This window comes from Papillibacter cinnamivorans DSM 12816 (genome assembly GCF_900176335.1).
GTDB classification, from domain to species: domain Bacteria; phylum Bacillota; class Clostridia; order Oscillospirales; family Oscillospiraceae; genus Papillibacter; species Papillibacter cinnamivorans.
The window spans coordinates 279355-294925 of record NZ_FWXW01000001.1 but is presented as its reverse complement, the minus strand read 5'-3'; the positions used below and the strand labels follow the sequence as shown (position 1 = coordinate 294925).

Below are 15571 nucleotides of genomic sequence, written 5' to 3'. Positions count from 1 at the left end.
GGTTTCCCCTCCCCTTTTATGCCGCCTTTATCAGGCCGTCTTTGCCACCCGGACCGTATAGGTCTTGGGTGCTTTGCTGGTTTCCGTCACCACGATGGTGATGGTGGTCATGTCTCCGGAGCTTCCCAGGCTGATGGCGGCGGAGGCTTCTCCCGTGGCTACGGTGTTTCCGTTTACCGTGATGGTGCCAGCGCTTGCCGTCGGCGTGACGGTCACGCTGGAGCCCGTGGAAGTTGCCGTGTAGTCGTAGGTAGCCGCCGCGAAAGAAGGATACAGCGTCGCCGTTGTGAGCGTCAGGTCGGAAAGATTGTTGGATGCCGCCACAGACATGGTCGGTTTACCCGTAGGCTTGATGCTGAGGGTAAACCGAATCTTGTCATTGATAGGCGGCTGTGTGGAAAAACCGGTCGGCAACGCTGTGATGGTCCACGCGGTTCCGGTGACCGTCGGGAATGTGATGGTTGCAGTTCTTCCGGTTCGCGCGTAAAGGTCGGTCAGAAACGCGATCTGCCCGTCTGTATCCCCGGCATAGAAGTTGCCTTCGATGGTGATTTCATCCGTGTCCAGCAGCCCGAGGATATATTCTTTGAAATTATTGGCGCTTTGGTGGGTCGTCGCTTCCACGGTGTCCGCTTTTACATTGACTCCGCCGATGGTGTCAACCTCTCCGATGGTATGCGAATTCCAGGCGAATACCCCTCCGGCGCCGAAGGTCGCATTGCTCATATGTTTTTCAGCTCCTTACATAGTTGATTGAAAATTCCAGGACGCAGACGCTCACCGTTACCCCGTCGCCCGGATGCTCGGTGTCGTATAGCTCCGTGTCCAGGCGGATATACTGCACTTCCAGCCCGCCCATCGTCCCCGAATAATCGCAAAGCGCATCCTTGAGCTGCGCCGAAATGGCTTTCACCTGGGGCCGCGTGGGAGCGTAAGCGGTAAATTGATAGGCCGGTTGTTCCAGCGCGTTTTGCCCCGCGTGGGTGTGGATTTTTTCATCCGCCCCGCTTTGGGAATAAACCACGGCGGTATGCCTTGCCAGGTCTACGCCCTGTGGGGTTTCGTCCGGATAGATCCGGTTTCCGACGAGCGCCGTCAGGCCCGTCCGCGCCAGAAGATAGGCGGTGAAAGCGGCTTCAATGTCCACTCAGCGCACCTCCCGACATGCGTTACGCATAATCTTAACACAAAAATACGGATAAGCCAGCCAACTGTACCACGGAAAAACGAACCGTTCCCTCATCGCCTTAAAAATAAGAATCGGCCACCCCCACCACTTGACTTTAACCGTGAATGTTATTGAACGTTTACCCGTTCCAGATGGAATGATCTTTAAGTATTTTGGTATCTTCATCAAACCACCTCCTTTGCGGAGATCAGGATTTCTTCCCGCCGGCCGGTGGGGTCCTCTGCGGACAGGATCGCAAAATACCGGCCTCCCCAACGGACGCGCATCTGCGTGTTTATATTTCTAGTGTGCCGGATGCGGAACACGACGGAGGTTTCCGCGTTGAGCTTCTGTGCCGCGTAAAATTCCCGGCCGCCGGACGTGATGGCTTCCGCCCAGATGACCGATTCGTCCGCCCAGGTTTCCGTTTCGGCGTTGTATTCGTCATGGGCGACGGTACGCCGCTGCAGCGCGATGATCCGGTTGAGCTTGCCTGCTTCGATCACCCGAACCACCTCACCCTGTGCAGCGACAGCAACGCGTGAACCGCCAGCTCCATCCTTCCGCCCACATCCCCCACGGCGGACTTATGGTCGTACCAGTGGCAGATCAGCAGCAGCATGGCCTGCTTGATGGTTTTCGGCATGGGATTCGTCGCGCTGTACCCGGCGGTATAACGGACCCGGATTGGATTTACCGTCCAGGCTGTAAAGCTGGGCCACGTTACACCGTAAGGCAGTACGATCCGACCCACGGTGCTGTCGACGTCCACGATATATTCCGTGTCTGCTGTCATTGTGGTTTCCGTTCCGCTAGAATCCTTGTACTTGACGCTGGTCACGCTCTGCAGCGGAGGCATCGGCAATTCGATATGATTCCTGCACGGGAACCGGTCAAGATATGCCTCCAGCGTTTGGGGCGCCAGCGCCCGGCCGGTGAACGCCTCGCAGTATTCTCTTGCCGCCGTGACCAGGTCGGAAATCAGCGAATCTTCCGCGTCCTCTCCCGTCACGGTAATTACGTCCGCCGAAAACTCGCATGCCGCTCCGGCGACGGTGGCCGCTACCCGGATGTATTGCTTTCCTCCGGTGTATTCGATTTCCTGGACGGAATTGTCATTAGCCTCCGTTACGGTGGTAAACGCGCCTCCCGTGAAATCGGTCCAGGTGACGAAGTCATCCGACTCCTGGATTTTCGCCGCCACGGAGCCGCCCGTTTCGCAGGCTCCGGCGTTCAGGTTCACCGCGGAAAAGTATCCCAGAACGTCCACCGCCGCCCCCACGGTCCCGTAGGAGGCGGCGATGGTATGCGATCCCGGCGCGATGGATTGGCTGGTCGCGATTCCGTCGGAAAAGCTTTCTGAGTTGGCCCGCAGGTGCAGCTTGGCTTCGGCCAGCGTCACCGGTTCCGTCGTCACCGCGGTTATGATTTTATAGTCCAGCAACCGGCCCACCGCCTTTCTTTACCTCGTGCTGTGCTTGACTTCAATGCCGTATGTCTTATCCCCGGAATTAGCCCACGCCACCGTAAGCTTGTCTCCGCTCTCCAACAGGACGGGTCTGTCCGGGATATAGACAAGATCCGATATCGACGTCATATCCTGAGTGAGGATCACGACGTCATAGGCTGCCCCTGCTGCGGCGTCGACGGTGGCGGTCAGGTTCCCCGCTGCTCCGGCCGCGTTTAGGTGCACATTGATCTGCTCCAGCTGCCATGCTCTGCCTGGATTTACCTCCAGGCTGACGGCGCCGGTCGCAGCGGTTGCTCTGGTGACTCCGATCATTTATATCACCCCTTACGCGGCGACTTCAAGAACGCCAACCACTCCGGCGGTCGTTACGGTCGATCCGAGCCATGCGGTTGCGGATACACACCGCAGTACCACGGTGGTGTTTGCCGCGACCGCCGATTCCGCGGCTGCCCCGGTACCCCCGTTGATCCCGATTGTAGCAGGATCGGAACTCCTGATTTCATATCCGGTTGCACCGTTGAGCAGCGTGATAACCAGACCCGGGACGGGCGCAGGCAGCTTTATGATGTGATTAGCATCCGTCGCCGTTACGGTTACGTGCGTGGTGCCCGCCGATATCGTGCCTGTTCCGGTGCCGTCGGCGGTTGCGGTTCTTGCCTCGGATTTCAGCGCGTATCCGGTCACGTTCCCTGTCACGTTTCCTGTCACGTTGCCGACAAGGTTTCCCTCCGCGCCGGATGCCGTTAGTTTAAAAATCGTAGTTCCGGTGGATCTCACAAAGAATTCCAGCAGTCCGGAAACCCATTTGGATCCAAGTAAAGTCATAATAAAACCTCCATCGCTTTCGCGTTACGCCCTGGTTGGGCAAAGTCAGGGCGGCCGAAACCGGCCGCCCTGCGTTAATTAGGCAATCGCCGTGGGCGACTGATCCTCTGCATATCTGGGTCCGCTGAGAATGGCGACCGCGCTTGCGTAAGTGGCTCCGCCTGGATCGGACCATTTCAGCTCGATGCAGGGGTATCCGTCGGAGAGCTGAGAAGCGTCGATTTCGATGACATATGTCGTGTTGTCGTTTGCGGATACGTCGATTCCGGTAGCTGCTTCTGCTTTCGTTCTTGCGCCGAGCGTGTCGCCTGCGGCGGTTGTCTCTGCGTAGTAATAAAAGTCAATAGCCGTGTCGGTTGTGGGCGTAAAGTTGTCGCACTCCTCGATTGTGATATTTCCGGCGTCCGCGTTGGTGGATCCGCACTGTACGATGATCGTGGCATGCGCGTAATTTTTCATTGAGAAAATATCGGCAGTCTTTCCGGTGTCCACATCCTGCGGAGGCAGGATATTGACAACGTGAAACTGCTCGGCAATATTGGTTCCCTTCATGTATTTTACCTCCTGTTATTATTCAGATTCGGATTATGCCCGCTCGGCCAGGGTGACAAAGCTGGACAGGGTGGAAGCTCCCTTGTACGGCGTGATCGCGCTGTGGAGCGCCGGCTGACCGTCCAAACGCCAGGTCATGCGGAAGGTCATTTCGTCGTACAGGAACTGAACATGCATAGAGGACGCCATCTGCGGACCGCCCTTAGTGGCAAGCAGATACTGGCGCATGTCGGCCAGGATGATATCTCCAACGTCGCCCAAAGCCGATGCCTGTTCGATGGGAATGACGGGCCGCCCCTTGATGGTTCCCTTGGTCATATACTCCATGGCCATGGGCGACAGCGTCCCACCGGTTCCGATTGCAAGCGCCATTGCCTCCAACTGCGGCTCCACTTCCTGGTTCACAAGCCATGCTGCGTTTGCCCTGGATCCGGCAAATAGGCGGTTCCACATTTTGCTGATATTTTCATGCACGACAGTATCCGCTGCCTGCCCGGTTTCTTTCGCCTGAGAAACCAAGCAACCGGCGTTGAGAATGCCGAGAGGCTGCCCGGCGCCCGTGCCGCGGATAATGGCGTCAAGCGCTTTAAAGGACAGCTCCTCGGAAAATGCCTGAGAAAGGACCGCTTCCATTGCGGAGGCGTCCGCCAGCAGCTCGTCGGTGCTGTAATACAAAGCAAACAGCTTGTTGAGGGACAACTCGATTTTGCGGAATTTCGGCTTGCTGGAAGTTACGGTCGCAGCTTCGTTCGCCCAGTACCCCTGCACGCCGCCCCAGCGGGATCCGTTCGCTCGGTTGGTTTCGTCGATCCCATTGAGTTTAACACCATTGGAGTTTGCGCTGATGGGAATCTCGCGGCACATGCTGAGAATCTGAGACTGGTCAAAAATAACCTTCTGGATCTCGGAGACAAAATCCTGCTGAACAAGAAATCCGCCTTCGGAAGGAACGCCTTCGTTAGCTCCGCTGGCGTTTTGGATTTCCATCAACCGCTTGTCGATAACCGCGCCTTTCGGAGAAGATTTTACGACTGCCAGCAGCTGTTCTCCGAAACTGTTGAACGGTCCCTTGTGGTTTTTCGGCTGCGCATAAATGGGATCGTTCACGGGCTTGGTATCCGGGATCAGTTCTCCGGCCTCGTCGAATTCCTTGCTTTCGTCGAGGATTTCCTGGGCTTTGATCTTGGCTTTTACGGCCTTGATCTCTTCGGTCTTGGCGGTGATCTCCGCCGCGGTAGCATCCGGTTTAGTCTGCAGGGCCTGCGCGTCCGTCTGCAGCGCGGTGAGGTTTGCGATCAGGGCTTTCATAGCCTTGGATTTGTTCATGGTTGTTTTCCTCCTTTTTGATTTTGGGTATGAAAAATGCCCTAGAGCTCCATCTCCAGGGCCAGCAATGCGCGGGCTTTTGAGTTATCTGGTTTCTGCGGATCCGGCGGTTTTTGCATGGCGACCATCCGCTTGACCGCCTCTGATGTGCTGTTGAGGATCGCGTGCCGGTTAAAGGCCATTTCCACCGGTTTTGCCTCGCTATCCGCATACAGCATCCCGGTGGCAAAGCCTTCTTTGATCGCCGTCTTGGCGCTCATGTAGGTTTCGCCATTCATCATTTCGGACAGCTTCGCCCGGGACCGTCCCGTTTTTAGCTGATACGCATTGATGATCGCGTCCTTTACCTCGTCCAGGACATCGGCCGTCTTTCTGAGATCGCTTGCGTACCCGTATGCCTCCGTCAGCGGGTTGTGGATCATCATCATGGCGGTGGGAGACATCAGGATATCTTTTCCGGCCATCGCGATGATCGTTGCCGCGGACATGGCTTTCCCATCGATCTTCACGGTGACATCCGCTTTGTGTTCCTGCAGCGCGTTGTAGATGCCGGTTGCCGCGAATACGCTTCCGCCATAGCTGTCAATCCACACGGTGATCGGCTTCCCGTCATACTGGGAAAGATCCGCCTTGAAAGCGTTCGGGGATACCGCCTGAATCCCAAACCACTCATACAGCCACGCGTCCTCGTTGTCGATGATGTCTCCTTCGATGCGCAGCTCCGCGTGTTCCGGCTCGGTTTCCGACGCCGCTATATTCTGAAATTTCCAAAAAGGCATCTTGTTTTTACCTCCTTTCTGAAATCATTCGTTGTATATCGTCAATCAGCCTCGCATTGTTCTGCGCGGCCGACTGATCGCTTCCGGCCTCCACCATGTTGGAGGGCTGCAGATATATGTCTCCGCTGGGTCCGATCCCCGGTTTATTTTCCAGCCGGAGAATATCGTTGACCGACATCCATCCCCATTGCCTTGCTTGTGCGTATGCCTGGGCTCGGCTCAAAGCGTCACCGCGGAGGAGCCCGTCCAGCTTGTACTCGAAATAATATCCCTTATTCCGATCTTCCCGGGACAGAAGCTGCATGTTGATATTGTCTTCAAACCGCTTATAAATCGGGAGCATGGTATACATGACAAACTCCAGGGATTGATGCTCGATGTTGTTATTGGTACTCCGGTCGAGCTTGTTCACCAGATGCTGCGGCACCCGAAAAATCCGGCAGATATCCTCGATCTGAAAATACTTGCTTTCCAGCAGCTGGGCATCCACCGGGCTAATGGTCACCTGCTGCCATTTCATATTTTCTTCCAAAATCATCGGGGTCCCGGTATTTTGTAAACCAATATAATTTTCGGTGAGATCCTTTTTGAGTCGCTTATATGCTTCGTCTCCGAGTGCTCCTGGATGTTCAAAAACGCCGCTCGGCATGGCCGCGTTGTTATAAAACTTGACTCCGTATTTTTCATATGACAGCCCCAGGCGGATGGTTTCCGCGGCGTATGTAAGCGGAGACATTCCGATCACGCCGTCAAAGCTGAGATTTGGCACATGCAGCACCTGGCTCCGGTTAAGAGTTTTGCTGTCCGGTCCCGCTCCGATTTTATATTCCAGCTTTTTTGTGTCCCGATTTCGTCCGATATTGGTAACGCGATGCGAATATGGATAAAGCCCGACAAGCTCTCCGGCACGGTTATACAGGCGTTCGCAGACGATATTCCCGGAAGAGCAAAAATTCGTCATCATGGTTTCGTTGAAATTGAACGGCGCCATTTCCTCGTTCGGCCGGTTGTGCAGAACGTCGTATGCGGCAAGATCCGTGCTGGGGTCGCGCCCGTCTTTCGTCTTTTGATACAGGATGATGGGGACGCTGGCGAAGGTTTCCGACAGCACCCGGATGCAGGCGTTTACCGCCGAATATTTCATGGCGGTTTCCGCATCCACTGTCCATCCGTCGAGGTCGTCGCCCCGAATAAAAGCAGCCCGGTAATCCTCCAGGCTGCCCGTCATAAGTATTTTTGCCGCTGCTTTCACGCGGCCTCCGAATCCCATTTTCAAACGATCACTCCCTATGCCAAGCTCCGCATCCCGCGAAGCTCATAAATCGATCTCTTTTGCTCCAGCCGTACCGCGCCGGACATTGCGTTAATCAGCGCCACGATTGGGTCGATTCGGTCTGTGCTCTTGTTTTTCATGGCCTTCATATTTTCGTTTCCGTCCGTGGCAATAACGACGTTTCCGAAGCACCAGCGCCCCAGCGGATTCTCCATATGGGAAATCTGTTCAGACATAAACAGCCGCTCGAGCTCGTTCATACCTGGCGTATGACCTTTCCAGTCCTGAGAGATGTCAATAAACTTGGCCGCGATATCGGGCCCTAATAATTGCTTGAGAATTTCCAGGTGCCACGGGTCAGAGCAGTAATGCACGACGTTATACAGCGACTCGTATTCCCGGATTTTAGCCGCTACAAAGCTGTAATCTATCACATCTCCAGGCGTTGCCTTAATGAACCCTCTTTTTTCCCAGGCGCCGTAATTGACTTTGTCTCGGGTCATTTTTTCCCGCATCCGGTTTTCCGGGATCCATGCGTCCAGCGCAAATCGCCAGTCGTCGAATCCTTCCTGCGGCGGAAAAAGCGGGGCCGCTCCGGCAAGGTCCACCGTGCGGGCCAGATCGATCCCGACATAGCAACGCTTTTTCAGTAGCTCGGACGGCTGCCAGTCTCGCGTTGTTTTATCCCACTGGGTGATCGGTAGCCACCCGATCCGTTTGAGCTGCACCCACTGATTTAGGCGAAGCCAGCGGAACAGCTTTTCAGAAGCAGGGCTATTTCTGGATGCGAGCGCTTCTTGCCGAACTGTCTCTATATCGATAGCCACTCCAAGAGATGGATTTGCGTCGAACCACGTTTTTTCGTCATAGATATCCGCGTCGTCCGGGGCCCCGTAGATTTTTACATACCAAGTCGGATCGACGAATTCTCCGTCCCGAACCTTGCGGGCGTACTCATGGATCTCCCATCCGATAGACTTTTTATCCGGATCGTCTCCTGCGGTGGTAATGGTAAGATACAGCGGCTCTTTTCGGGCGGAACCGGTGCCGAAAGTCATAATGTCCCACAGATCCCGCTTTTGGAATGCGTGAAGCTCGTCGAAGATAACAACAGACGGCGCTTTGCCGTGCTTGGAATACGCTTCGGCAGACAGAACCTTGACAAATGTCCCGGTGGCGTCATTGTGGATTTCCCGCTTGCTGTCCACGACCCGAAGTACCGCGGACAACTCCGGGCTCTGCTCAATCATAGACTTCATGTAGTTGTAAGTCTGAGACGCCTGGTCCCGCTCTGCGGCGCAGCAATAGATTTCTCCGCCCGGCGGGTCGCATGTCACATGGTACAGGCCGAGCCCGGCCACCGTCGGCGTCTTTCCGTTTTTCTTCGGGACTTCCAGGTACAGATACCGGTATCTGCGCCGGCCGTCGTCGTTTACCTCGCCGTATACGTTCCAGATGACTTCCTGCTGCCACGGCTGCAAAATAAAAGGCTTGCCGGTAAAGTCTCCGACAAGCTTGAGAAGCTGTATAAATTCAATCGGTTCCGAGGCCCGCGCCTTGTCTATCATTTTGCCTCAGCCCGCTTTTGCAGAAACGCGGCCATTCCCGATGCAGTTTCTTCCTTCGGCGGCGTTTTTGGAATTGCGCGGATCCGCCCCGATGGGTTCAGGAAAAGCCTGTCCTCGTATTTCAAAAGCAGCTCTTTATTTTTGTTCATGGCAGCCATTGTCTTGTTGATAAGATCATAAATCCGCAGGCGGTCCTCAAACTCTAAATCTTTTGTCAAATCCCCATTTAACCTGCTTAGTGTGTTTTGCAGTCTGTAGGTGTTCGCCACTTCTAAGCAATACCGGTTGATGATCTGCTGATCGAGGGCGTCTACATAGGCAATTTTTGCATACAAGCGTTCCAGCCGTTTAAATTCCGCGTGAGCGATTTTGCTTTTTTTGACCTGGGCGCTTTCTTCAAAAGATTCTCCTGTATATAGCGACTGTTCTACAGCTTTTCGGTATTCCTTTTCTTCGTTTGTCCTGTGCCCTTTGGTCATATCGATCAAGTTCGACGGTCTTCCGCCCATGCAAATCACCTCCGGCGGTTGGTTACTTCATTTCGGGAGAAAATCCTGCGTAGTAGGAGGCGCCCGGTCTAGGGACAAAAAACTGTAAGGATTTATACCCCCCTACCCCATCGTCCATTTTCTTTCGCGGTCTTAATGTCATGGCACCTCTTACACAGCGCCTGCCAGTTACTCGAATCCCAGAACAACGCTTTGTCTCCCTTGTGCGGCTTGATATGATCCACTACTGTTGCGGGCACGAGCTTCCCTGATTGCATGCACGATTCGCATAATGGATGCTTCGCTAAAAATCCATCCCGTGCTTTTTGCCATCGTGCATTGTAACCACGCTCCGCTGCCGATCCTCTCATCCGGTCTCTGTCATTTCTGTCGCATCTATCCTGATCCGCATGCTCTGCGCAATATTTGTTTGTCGTCAATTCAAAGCATCCTGAATGAGCGCAGAAATGTAATGATCTGCTCGGCATGATCTCACCTTCACTGGAAGTATCAGGCTTTTCATAAAAGCATTTTGGCATCGGGCAAAACAACACGCCGGTTTCCTTGTAATGGCACCATACGCAATCCTCGCATTTCACCCCACTGCCTCCTTTGCCATATGAAAAGAGGCAGCCCCGCTTTCCTTCTGCGAGACTGCCTCACGTTGTTTTGTTATTATAACAATATCACCCGGAAATAGTGGCTTTCAATGGTCATTTCAAAATTATTTTTTCAACCTCGATTAACGCTTTCCCATGAAGCCTATGAACCCATCGATAGTCACGTTCAATTTTAACCGCGATCTCTTCCCAGCGCATCCCGTTTATGTACCGGAGCCGGAGCACCCTACGCTGCCGCTTATTCGGAATCGAGTTTATCGTTGAAAGCACGATCCGCTTCATTTCGATGAGATATTTCATCTCATCGTCTATCTCGCTTTTCATATCCGCGATCCTGGCGACGGCAGAGGAAAGCTTGTCCTGGTTATGCGATGCGCTTACCCGGTCCGAGGATATGGTCTGATTCATTTTCGTAGCCATCGCCAGCAGCCGCCTGATCTCATCGAGCTTATCGCTGATGGCATCGTATGCTTCTCTGTACTGCATAAGGTACTCTTTTGCGGTCATAGAATCACTCCTTCTCCATGGCATCCTGCGGGCCGCGATGCTCAAAATAACATTCGCCCACCTTGCACATTCGTGTTTTGCCTTTGGCACAATACTTGCATTTATCTATTTCTCCCCAAGGTTGGTAACAAGCATCTGTCAAATCATCAACCGCCGCATTTTCCCTGCGCTGTGATTCGGCCAATTCCGCCCGCAGCTTCCCGACTTCCTCCAGCAGCTTGGCGCACTGGCTATGCTCGAAATCGCTCAGACGGTCTATCAGGGCGATTGTGTCCATAGCCAGCCGTTGAGAACATGGTCTGCAACCCGACGAACGCAAACGATTGGGCACATATCCATGCTCATCCCGATGCCTGTATAAATAACAATCCACGCAAGGATAACGGCCGCATTCCATTGAGAACCAGCAATATTCCAGTGCGGCTATAATTTGCTCCGGAGTCGGGTCGATGATGCGGGCCGTGTTGGATTGTTCGTTAGTCATGTCCGGTCCTCCTTCGGCGGGTAGTCGTATGGAATCCATGTTTTCATGTATTTCTTTAGATTAAGTGGCTCCCCATTTCTACCGTCATTGTAAAGCCACCCCTTATAAATAATTATTGGAAGAATCCACCATAATTTATCTCCGGAAACAATATATACCGGTTTTCCGATTCGCTCCTGCAATTGCTTCAGCGTCAGAGGCTGCGGGTTCTCCCGTTCGGCTTTTTCGCGGATGGCGGTAATAGCATGATCTAATGCCACGGTCAAATCATAGTCAACAATCAAATCAATAAACCCGGCTTCGTCAACCTCCGCTGTGATATGCTTTTCTTGGTGACTTAATATTTCTATCGCCTGTTCTGTCTCATTCACGATCGTCACCCCTCCACAATCCCATAATGTCCTCCGCCAGCTTAACCAGGCCCCACGCCGACCCGATGCCCAGCAGGAGGATTAAAACCTGCAGCAAACGGTCAGGCGTTGTCATATCGAAAACCCTCCCTTTTCATCTGACGGTCCATGTTGAAACTTCTTCTTTCGGAATAAACCGCTCCCGGATATATGCCTTCCCGGATCGCTTATAACGTTGCTGAACGTAAATTTTATCCGGGTAGGATCTGAGTATCCCCGCGAATACCACGCAACAAAACTTTTTAAGCTCGTGGTTTTGGTTTCGAATTTCAAGTATCATCGTTCTATCCCTCCCATTTCAGTTTCTGTCCGCACCATCTGCAATGCTCATACTTCTCCGTCAGCAGTCCGCCGCAGGTCGGGCAGGTGTGATACGGCGTCCCCCATCTTGGCAGCGGCACCATTGCCATATAGATCAGTTTGTACGCCTTGGCATAGTCCCTGATTATCTGACTATTTTCAGCTCCAGCCACGGGTATGCCTCCTCCCATAACTTCCGCTTGAGTATGAAGTCCTTCGTCTCCTTGCCCTTCGCGTCCTCTACCCAGATCGTACCGTCTGCGCCGCAGACGATGAAGTCCGGCCTGTACCGGATACCTCCCGGCAAAACGAAACTCGGCTGGATCCCGAATCCCTTGATCTTTCCTGCCCGCTTAAGACGTTTCAAATCGACATATCGGTTTGCCTCTAGCTGCGAGTCGAACGTATGGCCGTCAATAACCGTTTTGCGGCTGTGGTATTTCGTTTCCGGCTTTTGAGTAAGGCGGCGATATTCCTCAAGATTCATCTTGCGCCTCCGACTTCTCACACCGTTCAAATGTGTAGACCCATACCCACGGGTTTGTGTCCCATCCATAACCGCGCTTTGCGTTGAGGCTATCCCATATCCCTATAAACGCGCTTCGGGCTGATGGATAACATTGATCCGGGCTATTTACCTCAGCCATATGCCATCCCGGATGCTGTGCCGGCGCGGCCGGATAAAATGTCTTTCCTCCGTCAAGGCTTGCCTTCCATTTCGGCTGATAAATTCCGTAGTCCGTAAATACCGCGCCTTCCGCCTTCGCGTCCGTTTCCGTGATCTCCTGCACCCGTTCTGCCCGCACGGCAGTCACGCGCAGGAATATCCGCGCCGCGCCGCGGGGCATGAAAATAGATGGATGCCAATTTGCCTTTCCGTACTTAGGGTCATCAGGTACTTCTCCATCAGCGCGATAGTAAAAATACATGTAATGTCCCTTTGCGGTTTCTGCAGGTATCCCGCTAAATGACCGTGGCCCCTGTTGATGATTTTGAGTTACTTCCTCCGGAAAAAAAGATTGCCACGTTTCCCGCACCCAGAGGATGTCTCCGGGCTTGTATGGCGATTTATGATTCCACCTGGAAAGCCATTGTTCTGCAGTTTCATTTTCATATGCCCGCATGGGATAGTTAAGCGTAAGCGGCTTACATATCCTCCGCGTCATGGTTTTTCTGCCGTCAAGTATCACCTGAACCATCGGCGTTGAAAAAAGAATCGGTTTCATCATTCATCCTCCCCGGCATCTTTAGCATGGCTCTCTTTGCTGAGGCTAAACCACCTAACAGAACGAAGCGGGATGTGCCGATTCTGCCCATCCGATAAGCGCATCCATAGCAAATCGCTTCCGAAACGAACTTCTTGCGCCATAAACGTCTCCAGATATCCATCATGCCAACGAACATTTACAGTATTCATTTCATACCCTCCCCCGGAATCCTGTGTGCCGCGCCATTTCCAGCTTTTGCAGCCAACATAATTTTCTTTGCGCCATTTCTGCTGTGAGAGCGTGCAATTACCATTCTTCCAGTAAGCACATGAACCACATATTTTCTGGCGTTCCAAATCTGCCATTGCCGCCTTTTCTCTGCAGCGCGACTCGGCAAGCTGGGATTGCAACTGGATTACACTATCCCTCAATCCCTTTTCCGTATCTCGCCACTCCTTCCGCATCTGGAATATCTCATCCGCGGTCAAATCCGTTTTCTTGTAGGCGGCAAGCTGGGCAGTGAGTTCCATAACAACTTCATCTTCCGGTTCAATATACTCTGGAAATTCATGCGCCAAATACCGAATGGGCTTTCCGAGCTTTTCCGCATATGCAATTTCTGAGCGTGTACTTTCGCCTATGTATCCGCCAACATCCAGTACCCACACCCAATCACACAAATCAATTTTTCGCTTATGTAAGTCATCTAGCTTTGCCTTGACTTCCGGTGCTGGGAATTTACGCTCGTGGTGTCCCCATAATCCAACAGCGAGGACAATATTTCCTTCTTGCGTCAGTCTGGCGTTTTCTCGTATCCATGTTTGCTTAAACTTGGTACTACCGCACATACATACAATCGGAGCGGTAAAACGAGTATTAATCTGGGTGGTGAGCGATTCGATAAGATTGGCGGCTTGAGTAAACCATTCGCTTTGTTGCCCGATGCTCTCATCGCTATCAGGATCTGTGCAAAATCCGTGAAATTCGCACTTTGTGCAATTCACCATATTCGTATCGCAGTATGTACGCACTTTTGCAATCCACTTAAGCGCTTTTACAATCTCGTCAGCGTTCATCTTTACCCTCCAGTCTTAATTTTTCTTCCGCCTCGTCCACCATCACGCACCAGTCCCGATACGATATACCATCCCGCTTTGCCTCCACCGCCGTGGGCACTCCCAGCTCCCGGTAATATGCCACAATCCCCGCATATACCGCCATCATGCGCTCCCTGCCGCTTGACGGAGCCTTTGGCAACGCCGCAGCCTCCAGGCCGCACAGAGCCGCAATCTCCCCGGCGTTGGGCGCAAATTTATTTCCAGACCGGACGTGAGCCGCCAGGGCGCGAAGGATGTCGGCGTCGGACGCCTGCCGCAGTACGGCGGCCCAGGCTTCCGCCTCAAAGTCATCCCCCAGATTTACCTTCGCCTCCGGGTAGTAGATCAAGATGAGCTTTCCCAGTTTGCGGATTCCCGCCGGTGTCGCCATTTCTCTCCGCCTCCATATCCCGCTTGATTTTTTCGTCCAGGATACGCTTTCGCTGCTGCAGGTCAGTTCCCCGCGCCCCACCTCCCCACGCCTCCCGGATTGCCTTGCGGACCGTGAGATTCCAGTCCTTCCATCCGTTTTTATTGCCCGTCCGCTGGGCGCTCTCGTCCACGTAGTCGATATACCGCCGGACGGTATCCGCCCCGTGGTCCGCCACCAAACGGGCGTACTCCGCCTCCGTGAGCCTCACCCAGCCGTATTCCCCGTGCTTATGCCGTTCCGGCTTCTTCAGGGTGGAAGGAGGTGAAGGCGCGGCCTCGGGCGCGCCGCTCTCTCTCGTACTCTCCGTATCTATCGTCCTGGTAGGGTTAGGTACGGTAGGGTACGGTAGGGTACGGTTAGGTACGGTGACATCGTAATTCACGCGTGACAGGGTATTGTTACAAGCGTTACTGTCACGCGTGACATCTGCGTTACCGTCACGCTGTAACCGGATTTTTTCGCGCCGATGCTGTTGCCGTATTCGGCTTTGCTCGCGTTGGATGTAGCGTTGCTCGTTAAGCCGTCCGGCATATTGATCCCAGTCGTGAATCCGGTATGTGATGCCGTCCTCGTCCGCGTCAAGATACCCACTTTCAAGGAGTGCAGAAACCAAGGCATATCCTTTTTTGGACGAAAACTCCAAGGCAGCGGCTATGTCACTTTCACTGGCCCCCGGCAACCGTCCTTTGTCATCTGCGTTGTCCAGCGCCCAGCACCACAGATCTGCCATAAGGCCGATTGCCTCCCGTCTGCTGATTTTCAGCAAAGAGGCCAATTTGAGCGTCTTCCGGTGCCTTGGCATTGTTTGGTGAAACTCCAGCCACGCCATATGTAATACCCCGCTTCCCTACCGTTTTCCCGTCGTTCTTAACCGTGTAACCGGCCGCCTGGTATCGCCGCAGCTCTTCCGGCGTCAGCTCGTGGCCGATGCCGTGGAGCTTGCGGACGCCGTCTTTGAAAACCTCATACATGGCTATTTCAGCTTCCCGCTGATTGATCCGCGTATGCCGTCCCCGTCGTGGTGGTCGTTACGGTTGTATGCGGGACACAGTTACAGGTAAA

23 protein-coding genes are annotated in these 15571 nt (G+C 53.6%); all 23 read right to left on the bottom strand.

Annotated elements, in window-relative coordinates; genetic code table 11:
* Nucleotides 1–30: 30 nt before the first annotated feature.
* A complete protein-coding gene (locus B9A13_RS01495; protein WP_084233260.1) occupies nucleotides 31–726 on the bottom strand; it encodes a cadherin-like beta sandwich domain-containing protein in 696 nt (231 codons plus the stop codon).
* Between the two features lie 7 nt (nucleotides 727–733).
* Entirely contained in the window at nucleotides 734–1147 is a 414-nt protein-coding gene (gp17, locus tag B9A13_RS01490) for a tail completion protein gp17 (RefSeq protein WP_084233259.1), read from the bottom strand.
* 206 nt (nucleotides 1148–1353) lie between these two features.
* Entirely contained in the window at nucleotides 1354–1674 is a 321-nt protein-coding gene (locus tag B9A13_RS01480; protein ID WP_159447988.1) for a phage head closure protein, read from the bottom strand.
* Entirely contained in the window at nucleotides 1671–2612 is a 942-nt protein-coding gene (locus B9A13_RS01475) for a head-tail connector protein (RefSeq protein ID WP_159447987.1), read from the bottom strand. Before B9A13_RS01475 ends, B9A13_RS01480 begins: the two co-directional genes overlap by 4 nt.
* Before the next feature lie 18 nt (nucleotides 2613–2630).
* Nucleotides 2631–2951 carry a hypothetical protein gene (locus tag B9A13_RS01470; RefSeq protein WP_084233255.1) on the bottom strand — a complete coding sequence of 107 codons (321 nt, stop codon included), beginning with the start codon at nucleotides 2949–2951 and terminating at the stop codon, nucleotides 2631–2633.
* 12 nt (nucleotides 2952–2963) lie between these two features.
* A complete protein-coding gene (locus B9A13_RS01465) occupies nucleotides 2964–3464 on the bottom strand; it encodes a hypothetical protein (protein WP_084233254.1) in 501 nt (166 codons plus the stop codon).
* Nucleotides 3465–3542: 78 nt separating this feature from the next.
* Nucleotides 3543–4016 carry a hypothetical protein gene (locus B9A13_RS01460; RefSeq protein WP_084233253.1) on the bottom strand — a complete coding sequence of 158 codons (474 nt, stop codon included), beginning with the start codon at nucleotides 4014–4016 and terminating at the stop codon, nucleotides 3543–3545.
* Nucleotides 4017–4049: 33 nt separating this feature from the next.
* Complete coding sequence (locus B9A13_RS01455) at nucleotides 4050–5342, bottom strand: phage major capsid protein (protein WP_084233252.1); 1293 nt, start codon at nucleotides 5340–5342, stop codon at nucleotides 4050–4052.
* Nucleotides 5343–5383: 41 nt separating this feature from the next.
* Complete coding sequence (locus B9A13_RS01450) at nucleotides 5384–6121, bottom strand: head maturation protease, ClpP-related (RefSeq protein ID WP_084233251.1); 738 nt, start codon at nucleotides 6119–6121, stop codon at nucleotides 5384–5386.
* Between the two features lie 7 nt (nucleotides 6122–6128).
* Nucleotides 6129–7391, bottom strand: a complete 1263-nt coding sequence (locus B9A13_RS01445) for a phage portal protein (protein WP_084233538.1) — start codon at nucleotides 7389–7391, stop codon at nucleotides 6129–6131.
* 17 nt (nucleotides 7392–7408) lie between these two features.
* Complete coding sequence (locus tag B9A13_RS01440; RefSeq protein WP_084233250.1) at nucleotides 7409–8962, bottom strand: terminase large subunit; 1554 nt, start codon at nucleotides 8960–8962, stop codon at nucleotides 7409–7411.
* A complete protein-coding gene (locus B9A13_RS01435; RefSeq protein ID WP_084233249.1) occupies nucleotides 8959–9471 on the bottom strand; it encodes a P27 family phage terminase small subunit in 513 nt (170 codons plus the stop codon). Before B9A13_RS01435 ends, B9A13_RS01440 begins: the two co-directional genes overlap by 4 nt.
* A gap of 92 nt (nucleotides 9472–9563) precedes the next feature.
* The gene (locus tag B9A13_RS14615) at nucleotides 9564–9728 is read right to left on the bottom strand and encodes an HNH endonuclease (protein WP_341456011.1); all 165 of its coding nucleotides are present in this window, start codon (nucleotides 9726–9728) and stop codon (nucleotides 9564–9566) included.
* A gap of 435 nt (nucleotides 9729–10163) precedes the next feature.
* Nucleotides 10164–10577, bottom strand: a complete 414-nt coding sequence (locus B9A13_RS01425; protein ID WP_084233248.1) for a DUF1492 domain-containing protein — start codon at nucleotides 10575–10577, stop codon at nucleotides 10164–10166.
* A gap of 4 nt (nucleotides 10578–10581) precedes the next feature.
* Nucleotides 10582–11061, bottom strand: a complete 480-nt coding sequence (locus tag B9A13_RS01420; protein WP_084233247.1) for a hypothetical protein — start codon at nucleotides 11059–11061, stop codon at nucleotides 10582–10584.
* A complete protein-coding gene (locus tag B9A13_RS01415) occupies nucleotides 11058–11432 on the bottom strand; it encodes a hypothetical protein (protein WP_084233246.1) in 375 nt (124 codons plus the stop codon). The genes B9A13_RS01420 and B9A13_RS01415 overlap by 4 nt, the downstream gene beginning before the upstream one ends.
* The gene (locus B9A13_RS14525) at nucleotides 11425–11547 is read right to left on the bottom strand and encodes a hypothetical protein (RefSeq protein WP_278308986.1); all 123 of its coding nucleotides are present in this window, start codon (nucleotides 11545–11547) and stop codon (nucleotides 11425–11427) included. Before B9A13_RS14525 ends, B9A13_RS01415 begins: the two co-directional genes overlap by 8 nt.
* 369 nt (nucleotides 11548–11916) lie before the next feature.
* Nucleotides 11917–12258 carry a DUF1064 domain-containing protein gene (locus tag B9A13_RS01405; RefSeq protein WP_084233244.1) on the bottom strand — a complete coding sequence of 114 codons (342 nt, stop codon included), beginning with the start codon at nucleotides 12256–12258 and terminating at the stop codon, nucleotides 11917–11919.
* Nucleotides 12248–13000: an ASCH domain-containing protein gene (locus B9A13_RS01400; protein WP_200809661.1), complete on the bottom strand. Its 753-nt coding sequence runs from the start codon at nucleotides 12998–13000 to the stop codon at nucleotides 12248–12250. The genes B9A13_RS01405 and B9A13_RS01400 overlap by 11 nt, the downstream gene beginning before the upstream one ends.
* Entirely contained in the window at nucleotides 12997–14055 is a 1059-nt protein-coding gene (locus tag B9A13_RS14230; protein WP_200809660.1) for a hypothetical protein, read from the bottom strand. The genes B9A13_RS01400 and B9A13_RS14230 overlap by 4 nt, the downstream gene beginning before the upstream one ends.
* Nucleotides 14045–14425 (bottom strand): hypothetical protein, encoded by a 381-nt coding sequence (locus tag B9A13_RS01390; RefSeq protein WP_084233242.1) that lies wholly within the window; start codon nucleotides 14423–14425, stop codon nucleotides 14045–14047. Before B9A13_RS01390 ends, B9A13_RS14230 begins: the two co-directional genes overlap by 11 nt.
* The gene (locus B9A13_RS13820) at nucleotides 14385–14717 is read right to left on the bottom strand and encodes a hypothetical protein (protein WP_143806832.1); all 333 of its coding nucleotides are present in this window, start codon (nucleotides 14715–14717) and stop codon (nucleotides 14385–14387) included. The genes B9A13_RS01390 and B9A13_RS13820 overlap by 41 nt, the downstream gene beginning before the upstream one ends.
* A 481-nt stretch (nucleotides 14718–15198) precedes the next feature.
* Nucleotides 15199–15480 carry a hypothetical protein gene (locus B9A13_RS01380; protein ID WP_084233240.1) on the bottom strand — a complete coding sequence of 94 codons (282 nt, stop codon included), beginning with the start codon at nucleotides 15478–15480 and terminating at the stop codon, nucleotides 15199–15201.
* Nucleotides 15481–15571: the final 91 nt, after the last annotated feature.